The sequence below is a fragment of the Curtobacterium sp. NPDC092190 genome, from assembly GCF_044755625.1.
Taxonomy (GTDB): domain Bacteria; phylum Actinomycetota; class Actinomycetes; order Actinomycetales; family Microbacteriaceae; genus Curtobacterium.
In genome coordinates this window covers 164085-179895 of record NZ_JBIVRJ010000006.1, presented here as the reverse complement: position 1 = coordinate 179895, position 15811 = coordinate 164085, and the positions used below count along the sequence as shown (strand labels likewise).

16 protein-coding genes and 1 tRNA gene are annotated in these 15811 nt (G+C 72.4%); 8 read left to right on the top strand and 9 right to left on the bottom strand.

What is annotated here, in order from left to right; translation table 11 throughout:
- Window positions 1–8: 8 nt before the first annotated feature.
- Window positions 9–1127: a phosphoserine transaminase gene (gene serC, locus ACIQFY_RS14895; RefSeq protein WP_400340746.1), complete on the top strand. Its 1119-nt coding sequence runs from the start codon at window positions 9–11 to the stop codon at window positions 1125–1127.
- 272 nt (window positions 1128–1399) lie between these two features.
- On the opposite strand, the gene ACIQFY_RS14890 is transcribed toward serC, so the two are convergent.
- Together ACIQFY_RS14890 and ACIQFY_RS14885 are read right to left on the bottom strand one after the other, a co-directional pair.
- Window positions 1400–2089, bottom strand: coding sequence for a DUF3027 domain-containing protein (locus tag ACIQFY_RS14890; protein ID WP_400340744.1), 690 nt, complete (start codon window positions 2087–2089; stop codon window positions 1400–1402).
- Entirely contained in the window at window positions 2089–2466 is a 378-nt protein-coding gene (locus tag ACIQFY_RS14885; RefSeq protein WP_066656529.1) for a cold-shock protein, read from the bottom strand. The genes ACIQFY_RS14890 and ACIQFY_RS14885 overlap by 1 nt, the downstream gene beginning before the upstream one ends.
- Before the next feature lie 55 nt (window positions 2467–2521).
- On the opposite strand from ACIQFY_RS14885, the gene ACIQFY_RS14880 reads away from it, so the two are divergent.
- From ACIQFY_RS14880 to ACIQFY_RS14860, 5 genes are all read left to right on the top strand, one after another.
- Entirely contained in the window at window positions 2522–2821 is a 300-nt protein-coding gene (locus tag ACIQFY_RS14880; RefSeq protein ID WP_066656531.1) for a hypothetical protein, read from the top strand.
- A 28-nt stretch (window positions 2822–2849) separates the two neighbouring features.
- Complete coding sequence (locus ACIQFY_RS14875; RefSeq protein WP_400340742.1) at window positions 2850–4616, top strand: helicase-associated domain-containing protein; 1767 nt, start codon at window positions 2850–2852, stop codon at window positions 4614–4616.
- A 98-nt stretch (window positions 4617–4714) separates the two neighbouring features.
- Window positions 4715–6409, top strand: a complete 1695-nt coding sequence (locus ACIQFY_RS14870) for a DNA repair helicase XPB (RefSeq protein WP_066656535.1) — start codon at window positions 4715–4717, stop codon at window positions 6407–6409.
- Between the two features lie 55 nt (window positions 6410–6464).
- Window positions 6465–7160, top strand: a complete 696-nt coding sequence (locus tag ACIQFY_RS14865) for a response regulator transcription factor (RefSeq protein ID WP_056120555.1) — start codon at window positions 6465–6467, stop codon at window positions 7158–7160.
- Window positions 7161–7221: 61 nt separating this feature from the next.
- Complete coding sequence (locus ACIQFY_RS14860; RefSeq protein WP_400340739.1) at window positions 7222–8922, top strand: sensor histidine kinase; 1701 nt, start codon at window positions 7222–7224, stop codon at window positions 8920–8922.
- A 166-nt stretch (window positions 8923–9088) separates the two neighbouring features.
- Here ACIQFY_RS14860 and ACIQFY_RS14855 read toward each other — a convergent pair whose 3' ends face one another.
- The 7 genes from ACIQFY_RS14855 to ACIQFY_RS14825 form a co-directional block, all read right to left on the bottom strand.
- Entirely contained in the window at window positions 9089–9964 is an 876-nt protein-coding gene (locus ACIQFY_RS14855; protein WP_400340737.1) for a hypothetical protein, read from the bottom strand.
- A 570-nt stretch (window positions 9965–10534) separates the two neighbouring features.
- Window positions 10535–12154 (bottom strand): chaperonin GroEL, encoded by a 1620-nt coding sequence (gene groL, locus ACIQFY_RS14850; RefSeq protein ID WP_326496993.1) that lies wholly within the window; start codon window positions 12152–12154, stop codon window positions 10535–10537.
- Between the two features lie 258 nt (window positions 12155–12412).
- Entirely contained in the window at window positions 12413–12616 is a 204-nt protein-coding gene (locus ACIQFY_RS14845) for a cold-shock protein (protein ID WP_066656547.1), read from the bottom strand.
- Between the two features lie 159 nt (window positions 12617–12775).
- Window positions 12776–13366: a LytR C-terminal domain-containing protein gene (locus tag ACIQFY_RS14840; protein ID WP_326496994.1), complete on the bottom strand. Its 591-nt coding sequence runs from the start codon at window positions 13364–13366 to the stop codon at window positions 12776–12778.
- Window positions 13363–13656, bottom strand: coding sequence for a DUF3263 domain-containing protein (locus ACIQFY_RS14835; RefSeq protein ID WP_235426381.1), 294 nt, complete (start codon window positions 13654–13656; stop codon window positions 13363–13365). The genes ACIQFY_RS14840 and ACIQFY_RS14835 overlap by 4 nt, the downstream gene beginning before the upstream one ends.
- A gap of 97 nt (window positions 13657–13753) precedes the next feature.
- A complete protein-coding gene (locus ACIQFY_RS14830; RefSeq protein WP_400340735.1) occupies window positions 13754–14752 on the bottom strand; it encodes a DUF2332 family protein in 999 nt (332 codons plus the stop codon).
- Complete coding sequence (locus ACIQFY_RS14825) at window positions 14749–15216, bottom strand: GNAT family N-acetyltransferase (protein ID WP_400340733.1); 468 nt, start codon at window positions 15214–15216, stop codon at window positions 14749–14751. The genes ACIQFY_RS14830 and ACIQFY_RS14825 overlap by 4 nt, the downstream gene beginning before the upstream one ends.
- Before the next feature lie 65 nt (window positions 15217–15281).
- On the opposite strand from ACIQFY_RS14825, the gene msrB reads away from it, so the two are divergent.
- Both msrB and ACIQFY_RS14815 read left to right on the top strand, forming a co-directional pair.
- Window positions 15282–15686, top strand: coding sequence for a peptide-methionine (R)-S-oxide reductase MsrB (gene msrB, locus ACIQFY_RS14820; protein ID WP_066656573.1), 405 nt, complete (start codon window positions 15282–15284; stop codon window positions 15684–15686).
- Between the two features lie 36 nt (window positions 15687–15722).
- Window positions 15723–15798: transfer RNA gene (locus ACIQFY_RS14815), tRNA-Thr, on the top strand.
- The last annotated feature ends 13 nt before the right edge of the window (window positions 15799–15811 follow it).

The following is a 15811-nucleotide window of genomic DNA, read 5'->3' as shown; positions in this document are numbered from 1 at the left end:
ATCGGCGCATGGCAGACATCGTCATCCCCGCCGAACTCCTCCCGACCGACGGACGCTTCGGCTGCGGCCCGTCCAAGATCCGCGGCGCGCAGCTCGAGTCACTCGTGACCCGCGGGGCGACGATCCTCGGGACGTCCCACCGCCAGAAGCCCGTGAAGGACCTCGTCGGCAGCGTCCGCCGCGGCCTCGCCGACCTCTTCCAGCTCCCGGATGGCTACGAGGTCGTCCTCGGCAACGGCGGCTCGACCGCGTTCTGGGACGCCGCCGCCTTCGGGCTGGTCGAACGTCGTGCCGAGAACCTGTCCTTCGGCGAGTTCGGCTCGAAGTTCGCCAAGGCCACGGACACCCCGTGGCTCGAGACCCCGCACGTCGTCGAGGCACCCGGCGGCTCGCTCGCCGCGCTCGAGCCCGTCGAGGGCGTCGACGTCTACGCCTACCCGCACAACGAGACCTCGACCGGCGTCATGGCGCCCGTCGTCCGCGCTGCGGGTGACGACGGCGCGCTGACCGTCGTCGACGCCACGAGCGCCGCCGGTGGTGCCGCGTTCGACGTCGCCGCGACCGACGTCTACTACTTCGCGCCCCAGAAGAACTTCGCCTCGGACGGAGGGCTGTGGCTCGCCCTGTTCTCCCCCGCCGCGATCGAGCGCGTCGAGCGCATCGCCGCCTCGGACCGCTACATCCCGGAGTTCCTCTCCCTGCAGAACGCCGTCGACAACTCGCGGCTCGACCAGACGCTGAACACACCGGCGCTCGCGACCCTGCTGCTGCTCGACGACCAGGTCGACTGGATCAACCAGTCCGGTGGTCTGGCGTGGGCCGACACCCGCACGAAGACGTCGTCGTCGACGATCTACGACTGGGCCGAGGCATCCGACCACGCCACCCCGTTCGTCACCGACCCCGCCCACCGGTCGCAGGTCGTGGCGACGATCGACCTCGACGAGTCGATCGACGCGAAGGCCGTCGCCGCGACGCTCCGCGCGAACGGCATCGTCGACACCGAGCCGTACCGGAAGCTCGGCCGCAACCAGCTCCGTGTCGCCACGTTCACCGCGATCGACCCGGACGACGTGGCGAAGCTCGTGCGGGCGATCGACTTCGTCATCGGCGAGCTGCGCGACTGAGGCGCCAGCACGGACGGACGGGAGGCGCGGTGGCCGCGGGCCCCCCGCCGCCCCGCCGGGGGGGGGGGGGGGGGGCCGCCCCCCCCCGGGCGCCCCCCCCCCCCCCGCCCCCCCGGCCCCGCCCCCCCCCCGCCCCCCCCCCGGCCGGGGGGGCGCGGCGGGGGGGGGGGGGGGCCGGGGGGGGGGGCGCGGGGGGGGGGGGGGGCGCCCCCCCCCCCGCGGGGGGGGGGGGGGCCCCGCGGCCCCCGCGCCTCCCGTCCGTCCGTGGCGCGTCAGGCGCCGTGGCGCTCCGGGTCCGTCTCGGACGGGTCGAGCCGGTCGAGCTCGAGGTCCTGGTCGGGATCGGTCGGCCGGACGCGGGACGCCCGACGACGCGAGCCACGGGAGCGCACCGGAGCGGGGTCCTCGGCGACGTCGTCCGCCGCGTCGTCATCGGAGTCGTCGTCCGCCGCGTCGACGTCGACGCCGTCGAGCTCGTCGTCGTCCGACTCCGCGAGGTCGTCCTCGTCGTCCTCGAACTCGTCGTCGTCGTCGTCCGAGGCGTCGTCGTCTGCCTCGTCGTCGTCCGGGTCGTCGTAGTCGGACTCCTCGGCGTCGTCGAGGTCGTCGTCCTCGTCCGACTCGTCGTCGTCCTCGTCGTCCTCGTCGTCCGCCTCGTCGTCGTCCTCGTCCGCCTGGCCGGCGCGGTACTCCGCCATCCGGTCCGCCCACGGCACCCAGTCCGGAGCGACCAGCGAGCCGTCGCCCGGCATCAGCTCGACCTCGAGCACGGTGGGCTCGTCGCCCTCGACCTGCGCGATCGAGACCGTCCAGCGCCACCCGGGGTAGCCGGGCATCCGGTTCGAGAACAGGACCGAGACGACGCCGTCGCCCTCGCCCACGGTGCCGACCGGCTGGCCGACCGTCGACTCCGGCGTGACCTCGAGCAGCGCCTTCCGCGCGAGCTCCGTGTGGTCGACCATCAGGCGTCCAACTGGTCTGCGACGTGGCGCAGGATCGCGGCGAGGCGTTCGCCGTTCTTCGGGTAGCGCCCGTGGCGCAGGTCGCCGCTGACCCGGTCGAGCTCCTTCACCAGGTCCTCGACGATCACCGCCATGTCGTCGGCAGAGCGGCGGGACATCTTCGCGAGCGAGGGCGCCGGCTCGAGCAGCCGCACGGACAGCGCCTGCGAGCCCTTCTTGCCCTGCACGACGCCGTACTCGAGGCGGGTGCCGGCCTTGACCGAGGTGACGCCGTCCGGCAGCGAGGACGCGTGCAGGAAGACCGGCTCACCGTCGTCGCCGGTGATGAACCCGAACCCCTTCTGGTCGTCGTAGAACTTGACCTTGCCGGTGGGCATGCGTGGACTCCTCGTGGTCGTGGAACGGCCGTGGTGCGTCGGATATCCTGGGCCGATGGCCAAGCCGACCCGATCCACCGGGAACACGCGCGAACCCGCGGACACCCCGGTGACGTTCAATCGTACCGAACGCGTCCTCGGGTTCATGATCGGCGGCATCTTCATCGCCGGTCTCCTCTGCATCATCGCGATGGTCGTGATGTGGCTGACCGTCCCGAGCGCCAACGGATCGATGCCCTGGCCGGTGATCATGGCGGTCCCGCTCATCGGTCTGCCCATCGGCATGGTGCTGGTCCTCGTCCTGCTCGGACTGACCTGGACCAAGCGCGCCCGCGAGAACCGGTCGGACCGCTGAGGACCCGCGCGGACCGGAGCGGCGGACGATGACGACCACCGCCGACCTCGCCGCTCGGCTGCGGGGGATGTCCGACGACGAGCTGGAACGGCTCGTGGTCGCCCGCCGTCTGCCCGCGGCCGTCCTCGCCGAGTCCGGCCCGCAGCACGCGGCCGACTTCTTCGACCTCGCCGAGGCGCTGCGCACCGACGACGCCGTCGACGCCGCGCTCGAGCACCTGCCCCGGGCGACCCTCCTCGCCCTCCGCGACGGGTCGGCCGACGCCGACGCGCTCGCCCCGGCGGTCGCGCTGGGCCTCGCCGACGAGGCGGGCGCGGTGGACGACGCCGTCGCCGGACGACTGGCCGCCCACGCCGAGGTCGCCGACCTCCGACCGGGAGGCACGGCACCGGTCCGCCCCGCCGCGCCCGACGAGCAGGTGGCCGACCAGGAGCGCGCCCGCGCGACCGGCGCGGAGCGTGCGTTCACGACGATGACGGTGCTCGCCGAGCTGCTCCGCGCGGTCGACGGCGGCGAGGTCCGCGAACTCGTCAAGGGCGGCATCGGCACGCCGCTCGCCCGGACCCTCGGCGAGCGCGTCGGCACCGACCCGGACGTCGTGCCGGACCGGCTCACGCTGCTGGACCGCACCGGCCTCGCGCACCCCGGCGAGGGGCGCTGGGCCGTGTCGTCCGAGGGGTGCACCTGGCTCGTCGCGGCCTGGCCGGACCGCTGGGTGGACCTGGCCGGGCGGTGGTGGCGCTCGCTCGACCCGGCCGTGCACGACGTGCTCCGGGCGGCCGACGACGACCTGCACGACCTGGTCGCCGTCGGACACTGGGCCTTCCCGGCGGGCGCCCGGTGGCTCGACGCCGTCCTGCTCGACGTCGCCGGCACCGCCGAGGTCCTCGGGCTCGCGGTCGACGGCACGGTGACGGCGACGGGCCGAGCGGTCCTCGACGGCGATGCCGACGCCGCAGCCGACGACCTGCCGCCGACCGTCGACGGCGTCTACCTGCAGCACGACCTGACGGTCATCGCCCCGGGGCCGCTCACTCCCGCCGACGACGACGCACTCCGGAGCGTCGCCGACCTCGAGGCACCGGGGTTGGCCGCCCGGTACCGCGTCTCCGAGGACTCCGTGCGGCGGGCGGTCCGGGCCGGCAGCACGCGTGAGGACCTGCTCGCGCTGCTGGACCGACTCTCGGCGACCGACGTGCCGCAGCCCCTCACCTACCTCGTCGACCAGGTGGCGTCGCGGGACGGCGGCCTCGTGGTCGACGTCGCGCCGGACGGTCGCGGGGCGGTCGTGCACGGGACGCCGGACCAGCTCGACCTGGTCGGGGTCGACGCCGAGCTGCGCCAGCTCACCTGGGAACGCGCCGACCTGACGACGCTCACCGCCCCGCACCCGCCGCACGTGGTCCACGCGGCGCTCGAGGAGCAGCGGTACCCGGCCGTGCTGACGGCCGCCGCCCGTCCCGTGGCCTCGGACGCGCCTCCCGGCCGTCGGCGTGGTGGCGCCGGTCGGACGCCGGAACAGGCCGCCCATGCGCTCGTGGAACGCCTGCGCCTGACGACGGAGCGCGGCGACGCGGAGCCGGAGCAGGAGTGGCTCGGGCGGCAGATCGACCTGGCGGTGCGCGGGAAGACGCCGATCCGGCTGACCGTCCGCATGCCGGACGGGTCGGAGCGACCGATCTCGATCGTGCCGACGTCGGTCGCCGCCGGACGGGTCCGCGGCCGTGACACCGCGGTCGACGTGGAGCGGACGCTGCCGCTGTCGCTCGTCGTCGCGGTCGAGAGCGAGGCCTGAGCCGCGCGTCCCTGCACAGCCGTGCCCCGCGAGCCGGTTCTCCACCGTTGCGCAACGGGGGCGGCGGCTCGCAGCCGCGCCGCCTAGGCTGATCCGTCATGAACGGACCGCTGATCGTGCAGAGTGACCGCACCGTGCTCCTCGAGGTCGCCCACCCCCAGGCCGAGGACGCCCGGCACGAGCTCGCGGCCTTCGCCGAGCTCGAACGCGCCCCGGAGCACGTGCACACCTACCGGATCACGCGCCTCGGGCTCTGGAACGCCCGCGCGGCCGGGCACGACGCCGAGTCGATGATCGGCACGCTCGAGCGGTTCGCGAAGTTCCCGGTCCCGCAGAGCGTCACGGTCGACATCCGCGACACCGTCTCGCGGTACGGGCGGCTCGTCATCCGGCGCGAGGAGCGCGAGGACGCCCCGGCGATCGCGAACTCCCCGAGCGAGGAGCTCGAGCGCCAGCCGCTCCTGCTCCTCACCGCCGAGGACCCGTCGGTCCTGGCCGAGGTCACCCGGTCGAAGCGCATCAAGCCCCTGCTCGGCGACCAGCGCTCCCCCTCGGAGATCGAGCTGCAGCCCTGGGCACGCGGGCAGGTCAAGCAGGAGCTCGTCAAGCTCGGGTGGCCGGCGGAGGACCTCGCGGGCTACACGCCGGGGCAGCCGCACCCGATCGACCTCGACACGGCGTCCTGGCACATGCGGCCGTACCAGGAGCAGGCCGTCGACACCTTCTTCGCGCAGGGCTCCGGCGTGGTCGTGCTGCCGTGCGGTGCCGGCAAGACGCTCGTCGGCGCCGGGGCGATGGCGACCGTCAAGGCGACGACGCTCATCCTCGTGACGAACACCGTGTCCGCCCGGCAGTGGCGTGACGAGCTCCTGCGCCGGACGACCCTGTCCCCCGAGGACATCGGCGAGTACTCCGGCACCACGAAGGAGATCCGTCCCGTCACGATCGCGACGTACCAGATCCTGACCGCTCGGCGGAAGGGCGAGTACACGCACCTGTCGCTCCTCGACGCCCTCGACTGGGGCCTGATCGTCTACGACGAGGTCCACCTGCTCCCCGCGCCGGTGTTCAAGCTCACCGCCGACCTGCAGGCACGGCGGCGGCTCGGGCTCACGGCCACCCTGGTGCGCGAAGACGGCCGCGAGAGCGACGTGTTCTCGCTCATCGGGCCGAAGCGCTACGACGCCCCGTGGAAGGAGATCGAGGCGCAGGGCTACATCTCCCCGGCGGCCTGCTACGAGGTGCGGATCGACCTCCCCCACCAGGACCGCCTGGAGTACGCGGCGTCGGGTGACGACGAGCGCTACCGCATGGCGGCGACCTCGCCGGCGAAGACCCCGGTGGTGCGCGAGCTCATCGAGAAGCACCACGGCGAGCAGATCCTGGTGATCGGGCAGTACATCGACCAGCTCGACGACCTCGCCGCGTCACTCGACGCCGCCGAGATCACCGGGTCGACACCGGTCGACGAGCGAGAGCGGCTGTTCCAGGCGTTCCGCGAGGGCTCGATCGACGTGCTCGTGGTGTCGAAGGTCGCGAACTTCTCGGTGGACCTCCCCGACGCGACCGTGGCCATCCAGGTGTCCGGGTCGTTCGGCTCCCGACAGGAGGAAGCGCAGCGTCTCGGCCGGTTGCTCCGCCCGAACAAGGACGGCCTGCCGGCGTCGTTCTACACGCTCGTGACGCGGGACACGGTCGACCAGGACTTCGCGCAGAACCGGCAGCGCTTCCTCGCCGAGCAGGGGTACGCGTACACGATCCTCGACGCCGACCAGGTGCTGGCGGCCGCGTAGCCACCACACGACCCGCTCCCAGGAAACCTCTAGGGAACGGTCAGAGGATGGGTCCATGACCGATGGCCCCAAGATCCTGATCGTCGACGACGAGCCGAACATCCGCGACCTCCTCACGACCTCGTTGCGCTTCGCCGGGTTCGCCGTCCGTGCGGTCGGCAACGGGGCCCAGGCGATCTCCGCCGTGCTCGAGGAGGAGCCCGACCTGATCATCCTCGACGTGATGCTCCCGGACATGAACGGCTTCGGCGTCACCAAGCGCCTCCGCTCGTCCGGGTACACGTCGCCGATCCTCTTCCTCACCGCGAAGGACGACACCGAGGACAAGATCACCGGGCTCACCGTCGGCGGCGACGACTACGTCACCAAGCCGTTCTCGCTCGACGAGATCGTCGCGCGCATCAAGGCGATCCTCCGTCGCACCATGAACGACGAAGAGGACGCGATCATCCGCGCCGGCGAGCTCACGATGGACCAGGACACGCACGAGGTCACGATCGGCGACGCGCAGATCGAGCTGTCCCCGACCGAGTTCAAGCTCCTGCGCTACCTGATGCTCAACCCGAACCGCGTGCTGTCGAAGGCGCAGATCCTCGACCACGTGTGGGAGTACGACTTCAACGGCGACGCGGGCATCGTCGAGTCGTACATCTCGTACCTCCGCCGCAAGCTCGACCAGTACTCGACCGAGCCGATCATCCAGACGAAGCGCGGGTTCGGCTACATGCTGAAGGCGTCCAAGGCGTCCTGACGCCGGGCACACGGCGACCGTCCGGTTTCACCGGGCGGTCGCCGCTTATCGTTGGGGCAGCATGCACACGCGAATGAGCCACTGGTGGGACGGGATCTCCCTCCGCACCAAGATCACCGGCATCACGGTGCTGCTCGTCGCGCTCGGGCTGCTCGTCGCCGGGCTCGGCACCATGACGGTGCTCTCGACGTACCTCATGCAGCAGCTCGACAACACGGTCAAGCAGACGTCCGAGCAGCTCGAGGGCCAGAACATCAGCGACGGCCAGCAGTACTGCACGCTGTCGATCGTCCTGTCGCCGAGCGCCTACGTCGCGGCCTACGACTCCCGCGGCGACAAGATCTGCCAGACCCGCGCCTCGAGCCGACCGGACATCCGCTCGCTCGACTTCTCCGCCGCGGCGCAGAGCTCGCAGCGGTTCTCGCTGTACGACAGCCAGCACGACCACGAGTGGCGCGCGCAGATCATCCCGGCGTCGCTGCAGAACCAGTCGAGCGGTACCTCGGAGACCGGGTACGTGCTCGTCGCCGTGTCGAGCGCCGACACCGACAAGACCATCGGCCGCTTCACGATCATCTTCCTGGGCTTCGGCATCTCGGTGATCCTGCTCGGCGCGATGCTGACACGGCTCCTCGTGACGGCCACGTTCGACCCGCTGCGCGACGTTGAGGACACCGCGGCCCGGTTCGCCGCCGGTGACTTCAACCAGCGGCTCGAGGCCGACACCCCGAACACCGAGGTCGGTCGCCTCAACCGCTCGCTCAACGCGATGCTCGAGCGGATCGACTCGGCGTTCGAGGACCGCGAGCGGACGATCGACCAGATGCGCCGCTTCGTCGGTGACGCCTCCCACGAGCTCCGCACGCCGCTGGTGTCGCTCCGCGGCTACGCCGAGCTCTACCGGATGGGGGCGCTCCGCAAGGAGGAGGACGTCGCCCAGGCGATGGACCGCATCGAGAAGGAAGCGCAGCGGATGGGCCTGCTCGTGCAGGACCTGCTCCAGCTCGCCCGCATCGACGAGTCGAAGCCGCTCGAGCTCGGCCCGGTCGACCTCGTCGCCATCGCGCGCGACTCGGCACTCGACACCATGGCGTCGAACCCCGACCGCGAGATCCAGGTCCTCGTCGAGGACGCCGTGACGGGCGTCAGCGTGCCGCAGGCCGTCCGCCCGGGTGCGTTCGGGCACGTCGACACCGGCGAGACGCCCGTCTCCCCGCCGTCGGCGAACTCGACCGGCCCGATCGCGTTCTCGCGGCAGACGATCGCGCGCCTCCGTGCCCGCCGCAACCGGGCCATGGGCGTCGAGGGCGGCGTACCGACCGACGAGACCACACCCCTGCCGACCGTCGTGCTGCCGGCCCGTCCGCCGATCGTCCTGGCGGAGGAGAACAAGATCCGCCAGGTCGTGACGAACCTGATGGGGAACGCCATGCGCTTCACCGCGCACGACGACCCGATCGAGATCGGCATCGGCGTGGACGACGACCTCGGCATGGCCCACATCGACGTGATCGACCACGGCGAGGGCATCCCGCCGCAGCTGCGCGAGAAGATCTTCCAGCGCTTCTGGCGGGCGGACACCTCGCGCGCGCGGGACACCGGCGGCTCGGGCCTCGGCCTCGCGATCGTGTCGGGCATCGTGCACGCGCACAACGGCTCCGTCGAGGTGTTCGACACCGAGGGCGGCGGCGCGACCTTCCGCGTCTGGCTCCCCCTGCTCCCCCGCGACTACACCCCCACCCCGCAGTCCCCCGCCGCCTGACGCGCCGGCCCCGGCCGTCGCCGCCCGTTCTGGTCGCACGGCTTGCCGCTCAACTCCGGCCGACGCGGCATGTCGTGCGACTCGAACGGTCGCAGGCGGCAGGTCGTGCGACCGGAGCACGGCGCGGACCTGTGGGAGCGAGCGACATCAGAGCTGCCGGACCGGCTCAGGAACGGGCGGCGAACGCTTGACGGAGTCGCTCGAACAGCACCGCAGGTCGAGCCGCGTCGGCAGCCGTCGCGTGCACCACGATCCACCCGTTGACAGCGAACCCGTTCCCTCGGCGTTGATCGTGTCGGAAGACGTCGCGCTCGCGGTGATGGTCGCCGTCGTACTCGAGCGCGATACGGAGCTGTGGCCAGCACATGTCCACCCGTCCGAGGAACGTACCGCGCTCGTCGAACACCTCGTGGTTGAGCTCGGGCTCCGGGAATCCTGCATCCACGACGTCGAGGCGGATCAGCGTCTCCATGGGTGACTCGCTCCCCGGACGCACGGCCTCGAGTGCAGCCCGCGCGAGGACGACCCCGTGCCCGCGGGGACGGAGCGCACGCGCGAGATCCTCGATCGTGGCGAGTCCCGCCCATCCGACGAGGTGGTCGCCGAGGACGACGAGCGCTCGGAAGTCGAAGAGGGTCGCGCACTCGGCCCAGGCGCGGGCCGGCGTGCTGACCGGGAGGCCGTCCTGCTCGACGGTCTCGTCGTCGGCCACACGATGGGCCGTGACACCCGGACGCCGCATGAGGCTCGCTCCGCCGATGGTCGCCACGTGTACCCGCGACCCTTCGCGGTGTTCCCTCGGCACCGGCGCTCCCCACACGCTGACTGCGGTCGTGTGGCTGAACCGCTGGTCGGGGCGGAGCACCAGGGCGATGCAGTCGACCAGGCTCGCGTCGCGGTCACGAGGCACGCGGACGCCGTGGACGGGACGCCGGAGATCAGCGCGGCGCATGCGGCTCGTACCCTCGCCGTACCGACGAGCTTGTGCGACGGTGAAGGCCCGTTCCGCGAGGCCGTTGGGCAGTGCGCGCGGAGTGGTCATGCTCGTAGCCTGGAGGCGCACGGCACCACCCGAGCCAGAGGCGGGCGCACCTGTGGAGAACGACCGCAGCCGAGCCTCCCGTGCGGGAGAAGCACCTACGTCCTGGTAGCACGGCATGCCGCGCGCGGTCGTTGCGGGCGCATGACCTGCCGTCGCTGCCGGTTCTGAGCGGCAAGTCTTGCGACCGAAACCGAGCCAGGGCTGCCCGGCCCGGCCCGCCCGCCGCCCGCCGGCCCGCCGGCGGCCGGCCCGCCGGCGGCCGCCCGCACGCGGCCGCCCGCCCGCGGCGCCCCCCCGCGGGCCCCCCCCCGCCGGCCCCCCCCCCCGGCCCCCCCCCCCCGCCCCCCCCCCCCGGGGGGCCGCCCCCCGGCCGGGGCCCGCCCGCGGCCGGGCGGGGGCCGGGCCGGCGGGGGCCCGCCCCCCCGGGCCCCCCCCCGGGCGCCCCCCCCCGGCGCCCCCCCGCCGGCGCCCGCCCGCCGGCGGCCGCCCGCCGGCGGCCGCCCGCCGGCGGCGCCCGCACGCGGAAGGGCCCCGCACGCGCTGCGTGCGGGGCCCTTCCGGCTACCGGGACTAGAAGTCCATGCCACCCGTGGGGTCGCCGGCCGGCATGGCCGGGTTCTTCTCCGGCTTGTCTGCGACGACGGCCTCGGTCGTGAGGAACAGACCGGCGATCGACGCGGCGTTCTGCAGCGCCGAGCGCGTGACCTTGGCCGGGTCGATGATGCCCGCGGCGACGAGGTCGACGTACTCGCCGGTCGCGGCGTTGAGGCCGTGGCCGGACTCGAGCTCGCGGACCTTGGCGGCGACGACGCCCGGCTCGAGACCGGCGTTCAGCGCGATCTGCTTGAGCGGCGCGTCGATCGCGACGCGGACGATGTTCGCACCGGTCGCCTCGTCACCCTCGAGCGAGAGCGTGTCGAGCACGACGGACGCCTGGATGAGGGCGACGCCACCACCGGCGACGATGCCCTCCTCGACGGCGGCCTTCGCGTTGCGGACGGCGTCCTCGATGCGGTGCTTGCGCTCCTTGAGCTCGACCTCGGTCGCGGCACCGGCCTTGATGACCGCCACACCACCGGCGAGCTTCGCGAGGCGCTCCTGGAGCTTCTCGCGGTCGTAGTCGGAGTCGGTCGCCTCGATCTCGGAGCGGATCTGACGGACGCGGCCCGCGATCTGCTCGTCGTCGCCGGCACCCTCGATGATCGTGGTCTCGTCCTTGGTGATGATCACCTTGCGGGCCTTGCCCAGCAGGTCGAGGGTCGCGTTCTCGAGCTTGAGGCCGACCTCTTCCGAGATGACCTGGCCGCCGGTCAGGATCGCGATGTCCTGCAGCATGGCCTTGCGACGGTCACCGAAGCCCGGTGCCTTGACGGCGACGGACTTGAAGATGCCGCGGATCTTGTTCACGACGAGGGTCGCGAGGGCTTCGCCGTCGACGTCCTCGGCGATGATGAGAAGCTGCTTGCCCGCCTGGATCACCTTGTCGACGACCGGGAGCAGGTCCTTGATGTTGGAGATCTTCGAGTTGACGATGAGGATGTACGGGTCCTCGAAGACGGCCTCCTGGCGCTCCGGGTCCGTGACGAAGTACTGCGACAGGTAGCCCTTGTCGAAGCGCATGCCCTCGGTCAGCTCGAGCTCGGTGCCGAAGGTGTTCGACTCCTCGACGGTGACGACACCCTCCTTGCCGACCTTGTCGATCGCCTCGGCGATGAGCGCACCGATGGTGGGGTCGGCGGCCGAGATCGACGCGGTCGCGGCGATCTGGTCCTTGGTCTCGATGTCCTTCGCGTTGGCGAGGAGCTGGTCGGAGACGGCGGCGACGGCCTTCTCGATGCCGCGCTTGAGCGACACGGGGTCGGCACCGGCGGCGACGTTGCGGAGGCCCTCGCGGACGAGCGCCTGGGCGAGCACGGTCGCGGTGGTCGTACCGTCACCGGCGACGTCGTCGGTCTTCTTGGCGACCTCCTTGACGAGCTCCGCGCCGATCTTCTCGTACGGGTCGTCGAGCTCGATCTCCTTGGCGATGGAGACACCGTCGTTCGTGATCGTGGGGGCGCCCCACTTCTTCTCGAGGACGACGTTGCGGCCGCGCGGGCCGAGCGTCACCTTCACGGCGTCGGCCAGGGTGTTCAGGCCGCGCTCGAGGCCACGACGGGCCTCCTCGTCGAAAGCAATGATCTTAGCCATGTGAGTTTCTCGTCCCTCCCGGACGTCGTGCGTGGGGGTCGTACTGGCACTCAGCGCAAGCGAGTGCCAACGCCGATTCTGGCACTCGCCGGGTGTGAGTGCAACACAGTCGGGAGGCGCGGCTCGACTTCCCAGGACACGTTGCGGCCGGGACCCGGCACGGTCGGCCCGGGTGGTGGCTGCTCGGCGGGCAGAGCGCCGTGCACGACGAACGCGCCGCCCCCGAGGGGACGGCGCGTCGGTCGAGTGGTCCTGGGCTCAGGCGGGACGGACCGCCTCCGCCTGTGGGCCCTTCGACCCGGTGCCGACGTCGAACGTCACCGCCTGGCCCTCCTCGAGGACCTTGTACCCCGACATGTCGATCGCCGAGTAGTGCACGAACACGTCCTGGCCCCCTCCATCCACGGTGATGAAGCCGAAGCCCTTCTCGGCGTTGAACCACTTCACGGTTCCGTTGGCCATGATCTCTTGCTCCCTGGTGCTGCAGTTGCGGACGACGCCATCGCCGTCTGGCGATGACTCTCGTGCAACAACGGCGGCAAGGCAAGAGGTGTGACGTTCTTGCACGCCGATCGCGTCAGAAATCAACGTGCCCGAAACACCTCCGTCACACAGCGCGCGTCAGCCGCCGTAGTCGGCGCCGAGCACGACGCTGACGTCGGCGTTCGGGAACGCCGACGACTGCTCCACCGTCGCGATGCCGAGCGCCTTCGCCACACCCTGTGCCACGGCCTGCTGCTCGGGCTGCTGGTAGTACACGACCGAGGTCGTCGTCCCCGTCGTCCCGGCGTCACCCGTCGAGGCGACCTGCCAGCCCGCGGTGGTCAGTGCGCTGCTGGCGCGGGCGGCCAGACCGGTCGTCGTCGTGCCGTTCAGCACGACGACGCTCGTCGCGCCCTGCGCCGAGGGCTCCGCAGCGCTCGGCTCCTCGGAGGCGGGCGCCGACGGCGACTCCGAGGGCGACTCCGACGGCGCGGCCGACGCCGACGAGCTCGACGACGGGCGCGGCGACGAGGTCGACCCCGGGAACGAGTAGCTGCCGTTCAGCAGCGCGAGCACGAGGACACCGACGAGCACGAGCACACCGGTCGCGAGGGCGCCCCAGGCGAACGCGATCCACCCGCGTCCACGACGACGGGCACCGCGGTGCGCTCCGACCCGGGGGCCGTCGGTGACGTCGTCGAACCGGTCTCGCGGGAATCTCTCGGTCATCGTTCCTCTTCACGGGGATCGGGCGCGGGGGCGACGAACGCGCGCGCCGCTCGTGCTCGGGTGCGTGCGTGCCGGAGCCGCTGCAGCCGACCGACCAGCTGGGGGTCGAGCGCGAGCGCGGCGGGAAGGTCGATCACGCGGTTGAGCACCTGGTAGTAGCGCGCCGGCGACATGTCGAACTCGACCCGGATCTCCGCCTCCTTCGTGCGGTCGTGCCGCGCCCGGTCGTGCTCGAACGCGAGCACGCGCTGGTCGAGCTCGCTGAGCTCGTCGGTGGGGAGGGCGGTCACGGCACTTCCGGTCACGGTTCGGTCACGGGTCTCGCACATCGTAGGGGTGCCCGGCGGTCCGACCCTGGCACGCCGCTGGACTGTCGCGAAGCCCGGTTCAGGCTCCGGGCCGCCGGAACCACCGCACCCGGACGCCGAACGGGTCGCAGACCGCCGTCGCCACGCCGTCGAGCGACACCGTGGCGAAGGCGTCCGGGTCCGCCGGGTCGACGTCGTCGGGCAGCGTCGCGGCCACCCCGCGCAGGGTGCCCGTCCGTTCGACCGCGACCCAGTGCACGCCACGCTCTGCCAGCCGGTCGACCACGCGCTGGCGGTCGGCACCCGGCACGTAGACGAGGGTCCCGGTGGTGAGCACCACGGGGCGGACGCCGTCCGGCAACGCGTCGAGTGCACGGTCGAGGTCGCCGGGCAGCGTGCCACGGATCCGGACGGGAGGCACGGCGAGCGTCGCGCGCGCCGCCTCGCGCATCAGGGCGGTGCGGTCCGTCGCCTCGGGCGGGACGGCCTCGACCAGCCGGTCGAACGCACCGGGCTCGGCGAGGTCGATCGGGTTCGGGTCGAGGGCGACCCGCGCGCCGATCCGGATCGGGGTGCCGGCCGGCTCGGGGACCGCGCCGCTGGCGTCGACCGTCAGGTGCACCGACGGCTCGGCGACGGCGGTGTGCACCCGGACCGTGCCGTCCCCGGTCCGGTGGTCGAGCGTCACCCGGTCCGGGATCGAGCAGAGCCCGGCGGCGGCCCCGGCGTCGACGAGGCCGAGCGGCCGCGGGTCCGCCGCGGCGAGCGCCGCGAACAGCGGGACGACGGGACCGAGCCGCCGCGGGTCGTTGGCCTGCACCGTGGCGGCGGCGAGCGCCGTGACGAACGCGGCACGGGCCTCCCGGCCGAGCGCACGGAGCGCTCCGGGGTCCGACGGGTCGGCACCCAGCCGACGTGCGACGGCGAAGACCAGCTCCGGTTGCCGCTGCTGCTCGGGGACCGCGTCGAGGAGCGCGACCAGGTCGTCGTCGACCGAGCGTGCCCATGCCGCGTACGACGGCGAGGCCGGAGCGATGCGCGCCGCGTAGGTGGCGTACCGCTCGCGCGTGCCGGTCACGGGCGGTGCATGCCGACGTGACGGATGCCGGCCTCGTCGTAGGGCGCACCGAACCGGACGAAGCCGTGGCGTTCGTAGAGGCCCGCGACGTACTCCTGGGCGTGCAGGACGAACGGCTCGTGGCCGTGCGCCTCGAGCACCCCCGCGACCAGCCGTCCGGCGATCCCCTGCCCCCGGTGGTCGGGGTGGGTGGCGACCCGGCCGATCACCCAGGCCGGCGGCTCGCTGGCCGCGGGGTGGTCCTCGTCCGGGGCGGGCCGGACGAGGCGGAGGTACCCGACCGGATCGCCGTCCGCTCCGAACCACCAGTGCTCGGTGTCGGGCTCGCGGTCACGGCCGTCGAAGTCGTCGGCGGTGACCCGCTGCTCGAGGGCGAAGACGCGGATCCGCAGCCGCACGATGCCGTACAGTTCGTCCGTCGTCAGGCGGGTCCAGCGGGCGTGGCGGACGGAATGCTCGGACATCGTCGCGAGTTTACTGAAGGGGTCGGGCATCACCATCGAGCCCCGACCGGAAGCAGGAGGAAGCAATGGCGTACAACGTCGACAAGTCGGACGCCCAGTGGCGCGAGGAGCTCTCCCCGGACCAGTACGCCGTGCTCCGGCAGGCCGGGACCGAGCGCCCGTGGACGGGTGAGCTGCTCGACGAGGAGCGCGCCGGCACGTACACGTGTGCGGCGTGCGGTGCGGAGCTGTTCCAGAGCGGCACGAAGTTCGACTCCGGTTGCGGCTGGCCGTCGTTCTACGAGTCGGTCCGCCCCGAGGCGGTCCAGCTCATCGAGGACAAGTCCCTCGGCATGGTCCGCACCGAGGTCCGCTGCGCGAACTGCGGCTCGCACCTCGGGCACGTGTTCCCCGACGGCTTCGGCACCCCGACGGGTGACCGCTACTGCATGAACTCCCTGTCGCTGAACTTCTCCGAGCAGGGCGAATGAGCCCCCGGCGCGTCCGCCGGTAGGATGGGCGCGTCAGCCGGCATGGCGCAATTGGTAGCGCACCGTACTTGTAATACGGGGGTTGCGGGTTCGAGTCCCGCTGCCGGCCCCAGATCACGGCTCCT

Excerpts from the sequence above, each read along its gene's own strand:
- msrB (WP_066656573.1), top strand. The coding sequence starts at position 15,282 with ATGGCGTACAACGTCGACAAGTCGGACGCCCAGTGGCGCGAGGAGCTC.
- ACIQFY_RS14855 (WP_400340737.1), bottom strand. The coding sequence starts at position 9,964 with ATGACCACTCCGCGCGCACTGCCCAACGGCCTCGCGGAACGGGCCTTC.
- groL (WP_326496993.1), bottom strand. The coding sequence starts at position 12,154 with ATGGCTAAGATCATTGCTTTCGACGAGGAGGCCCGTCGTGGCCTCGAG.
- ACIQFY_RS14860 (WP_400340739.1), top strand. The coding sequence starts at position 7,222 with ATGCACACGCGAATGAGCCACTGGTGGGACGGGATCTCCCTCCGCACC.
- ACIQFY_RS14880 (WP_066656531.1), top strand. The coding sequence starts at position 2,522 with ATGGCCAAGCCGACCCGATCCACCGGGAACACGCGCGAACCCGCGGAC.
- ACIQFY_RS14890 (WP_400340744.1), bottom strand. The coding sequence starts at position 2,089 with ATGGTCGACCACACGGAGCTCGCGCGGAAGGCGCTGCTCGAGGTCACG.
- ACIQFY_RS14825 (WP_400340733.1), bottom strand. The coding sequence starts at position 15,216 with ATGTCCGAGCATTCCGTCCGCCACGCCCGCTGGACCCGCCTGACGACG.
- ACIQFY_RS14875 (WP_400340742.1), top strand. The coding sequence starts at position 2,850 with ATGACGACCACCGCCGACCTCGCCGCTCGGCTGCGGGGGATGTCCGAC.
- ACIQFY_RS14840 (WP_326496994.1), bottom strand. The coding sequence starts at position 13,366 with ATGACCGAGAGATTCCCGCGAGACCGGTTCGACGACGTCACCGACGGC.
- ACIQFY_RS14865 (WP_056120555.1), top strand. The coding sequence starts at position 6,465 with ATGACCGATGGCCCCAAGATCCTGATCGTCGACGACGAGCCGAACATC.
- ACIQFY_RS14870 (WP_066656535.1), top strand. The coding sequence starts at position 4,715 with ATGAACGGACCGCTGATCGTGCAGAGTGACCGCACCGTGCTCCTCGAG.
- ACIQFY_RS14885 (WP_066656529.1), bottom strand. The coding sequence starts at position 2,466 with ATGCCCACCGGCAAGGTCAAGTTCTACGACGACCAGAAGGGGTTCGGG.
- ACIQFY_RS14845 (WP_066656547.1), bottom strand. The coding sequence starts at position 12,616 with ATGGCCAACGGAACCGTGAAGTGGTTCAACGCCGAGAAGGGCTTCGGC.
- serC (WP_400340746.1), top strand. The coding sequence starts at position 9 with ATGGCAGACATCGTCATCCCCGCCGAACTCCTCCCGACCGACGGACGC.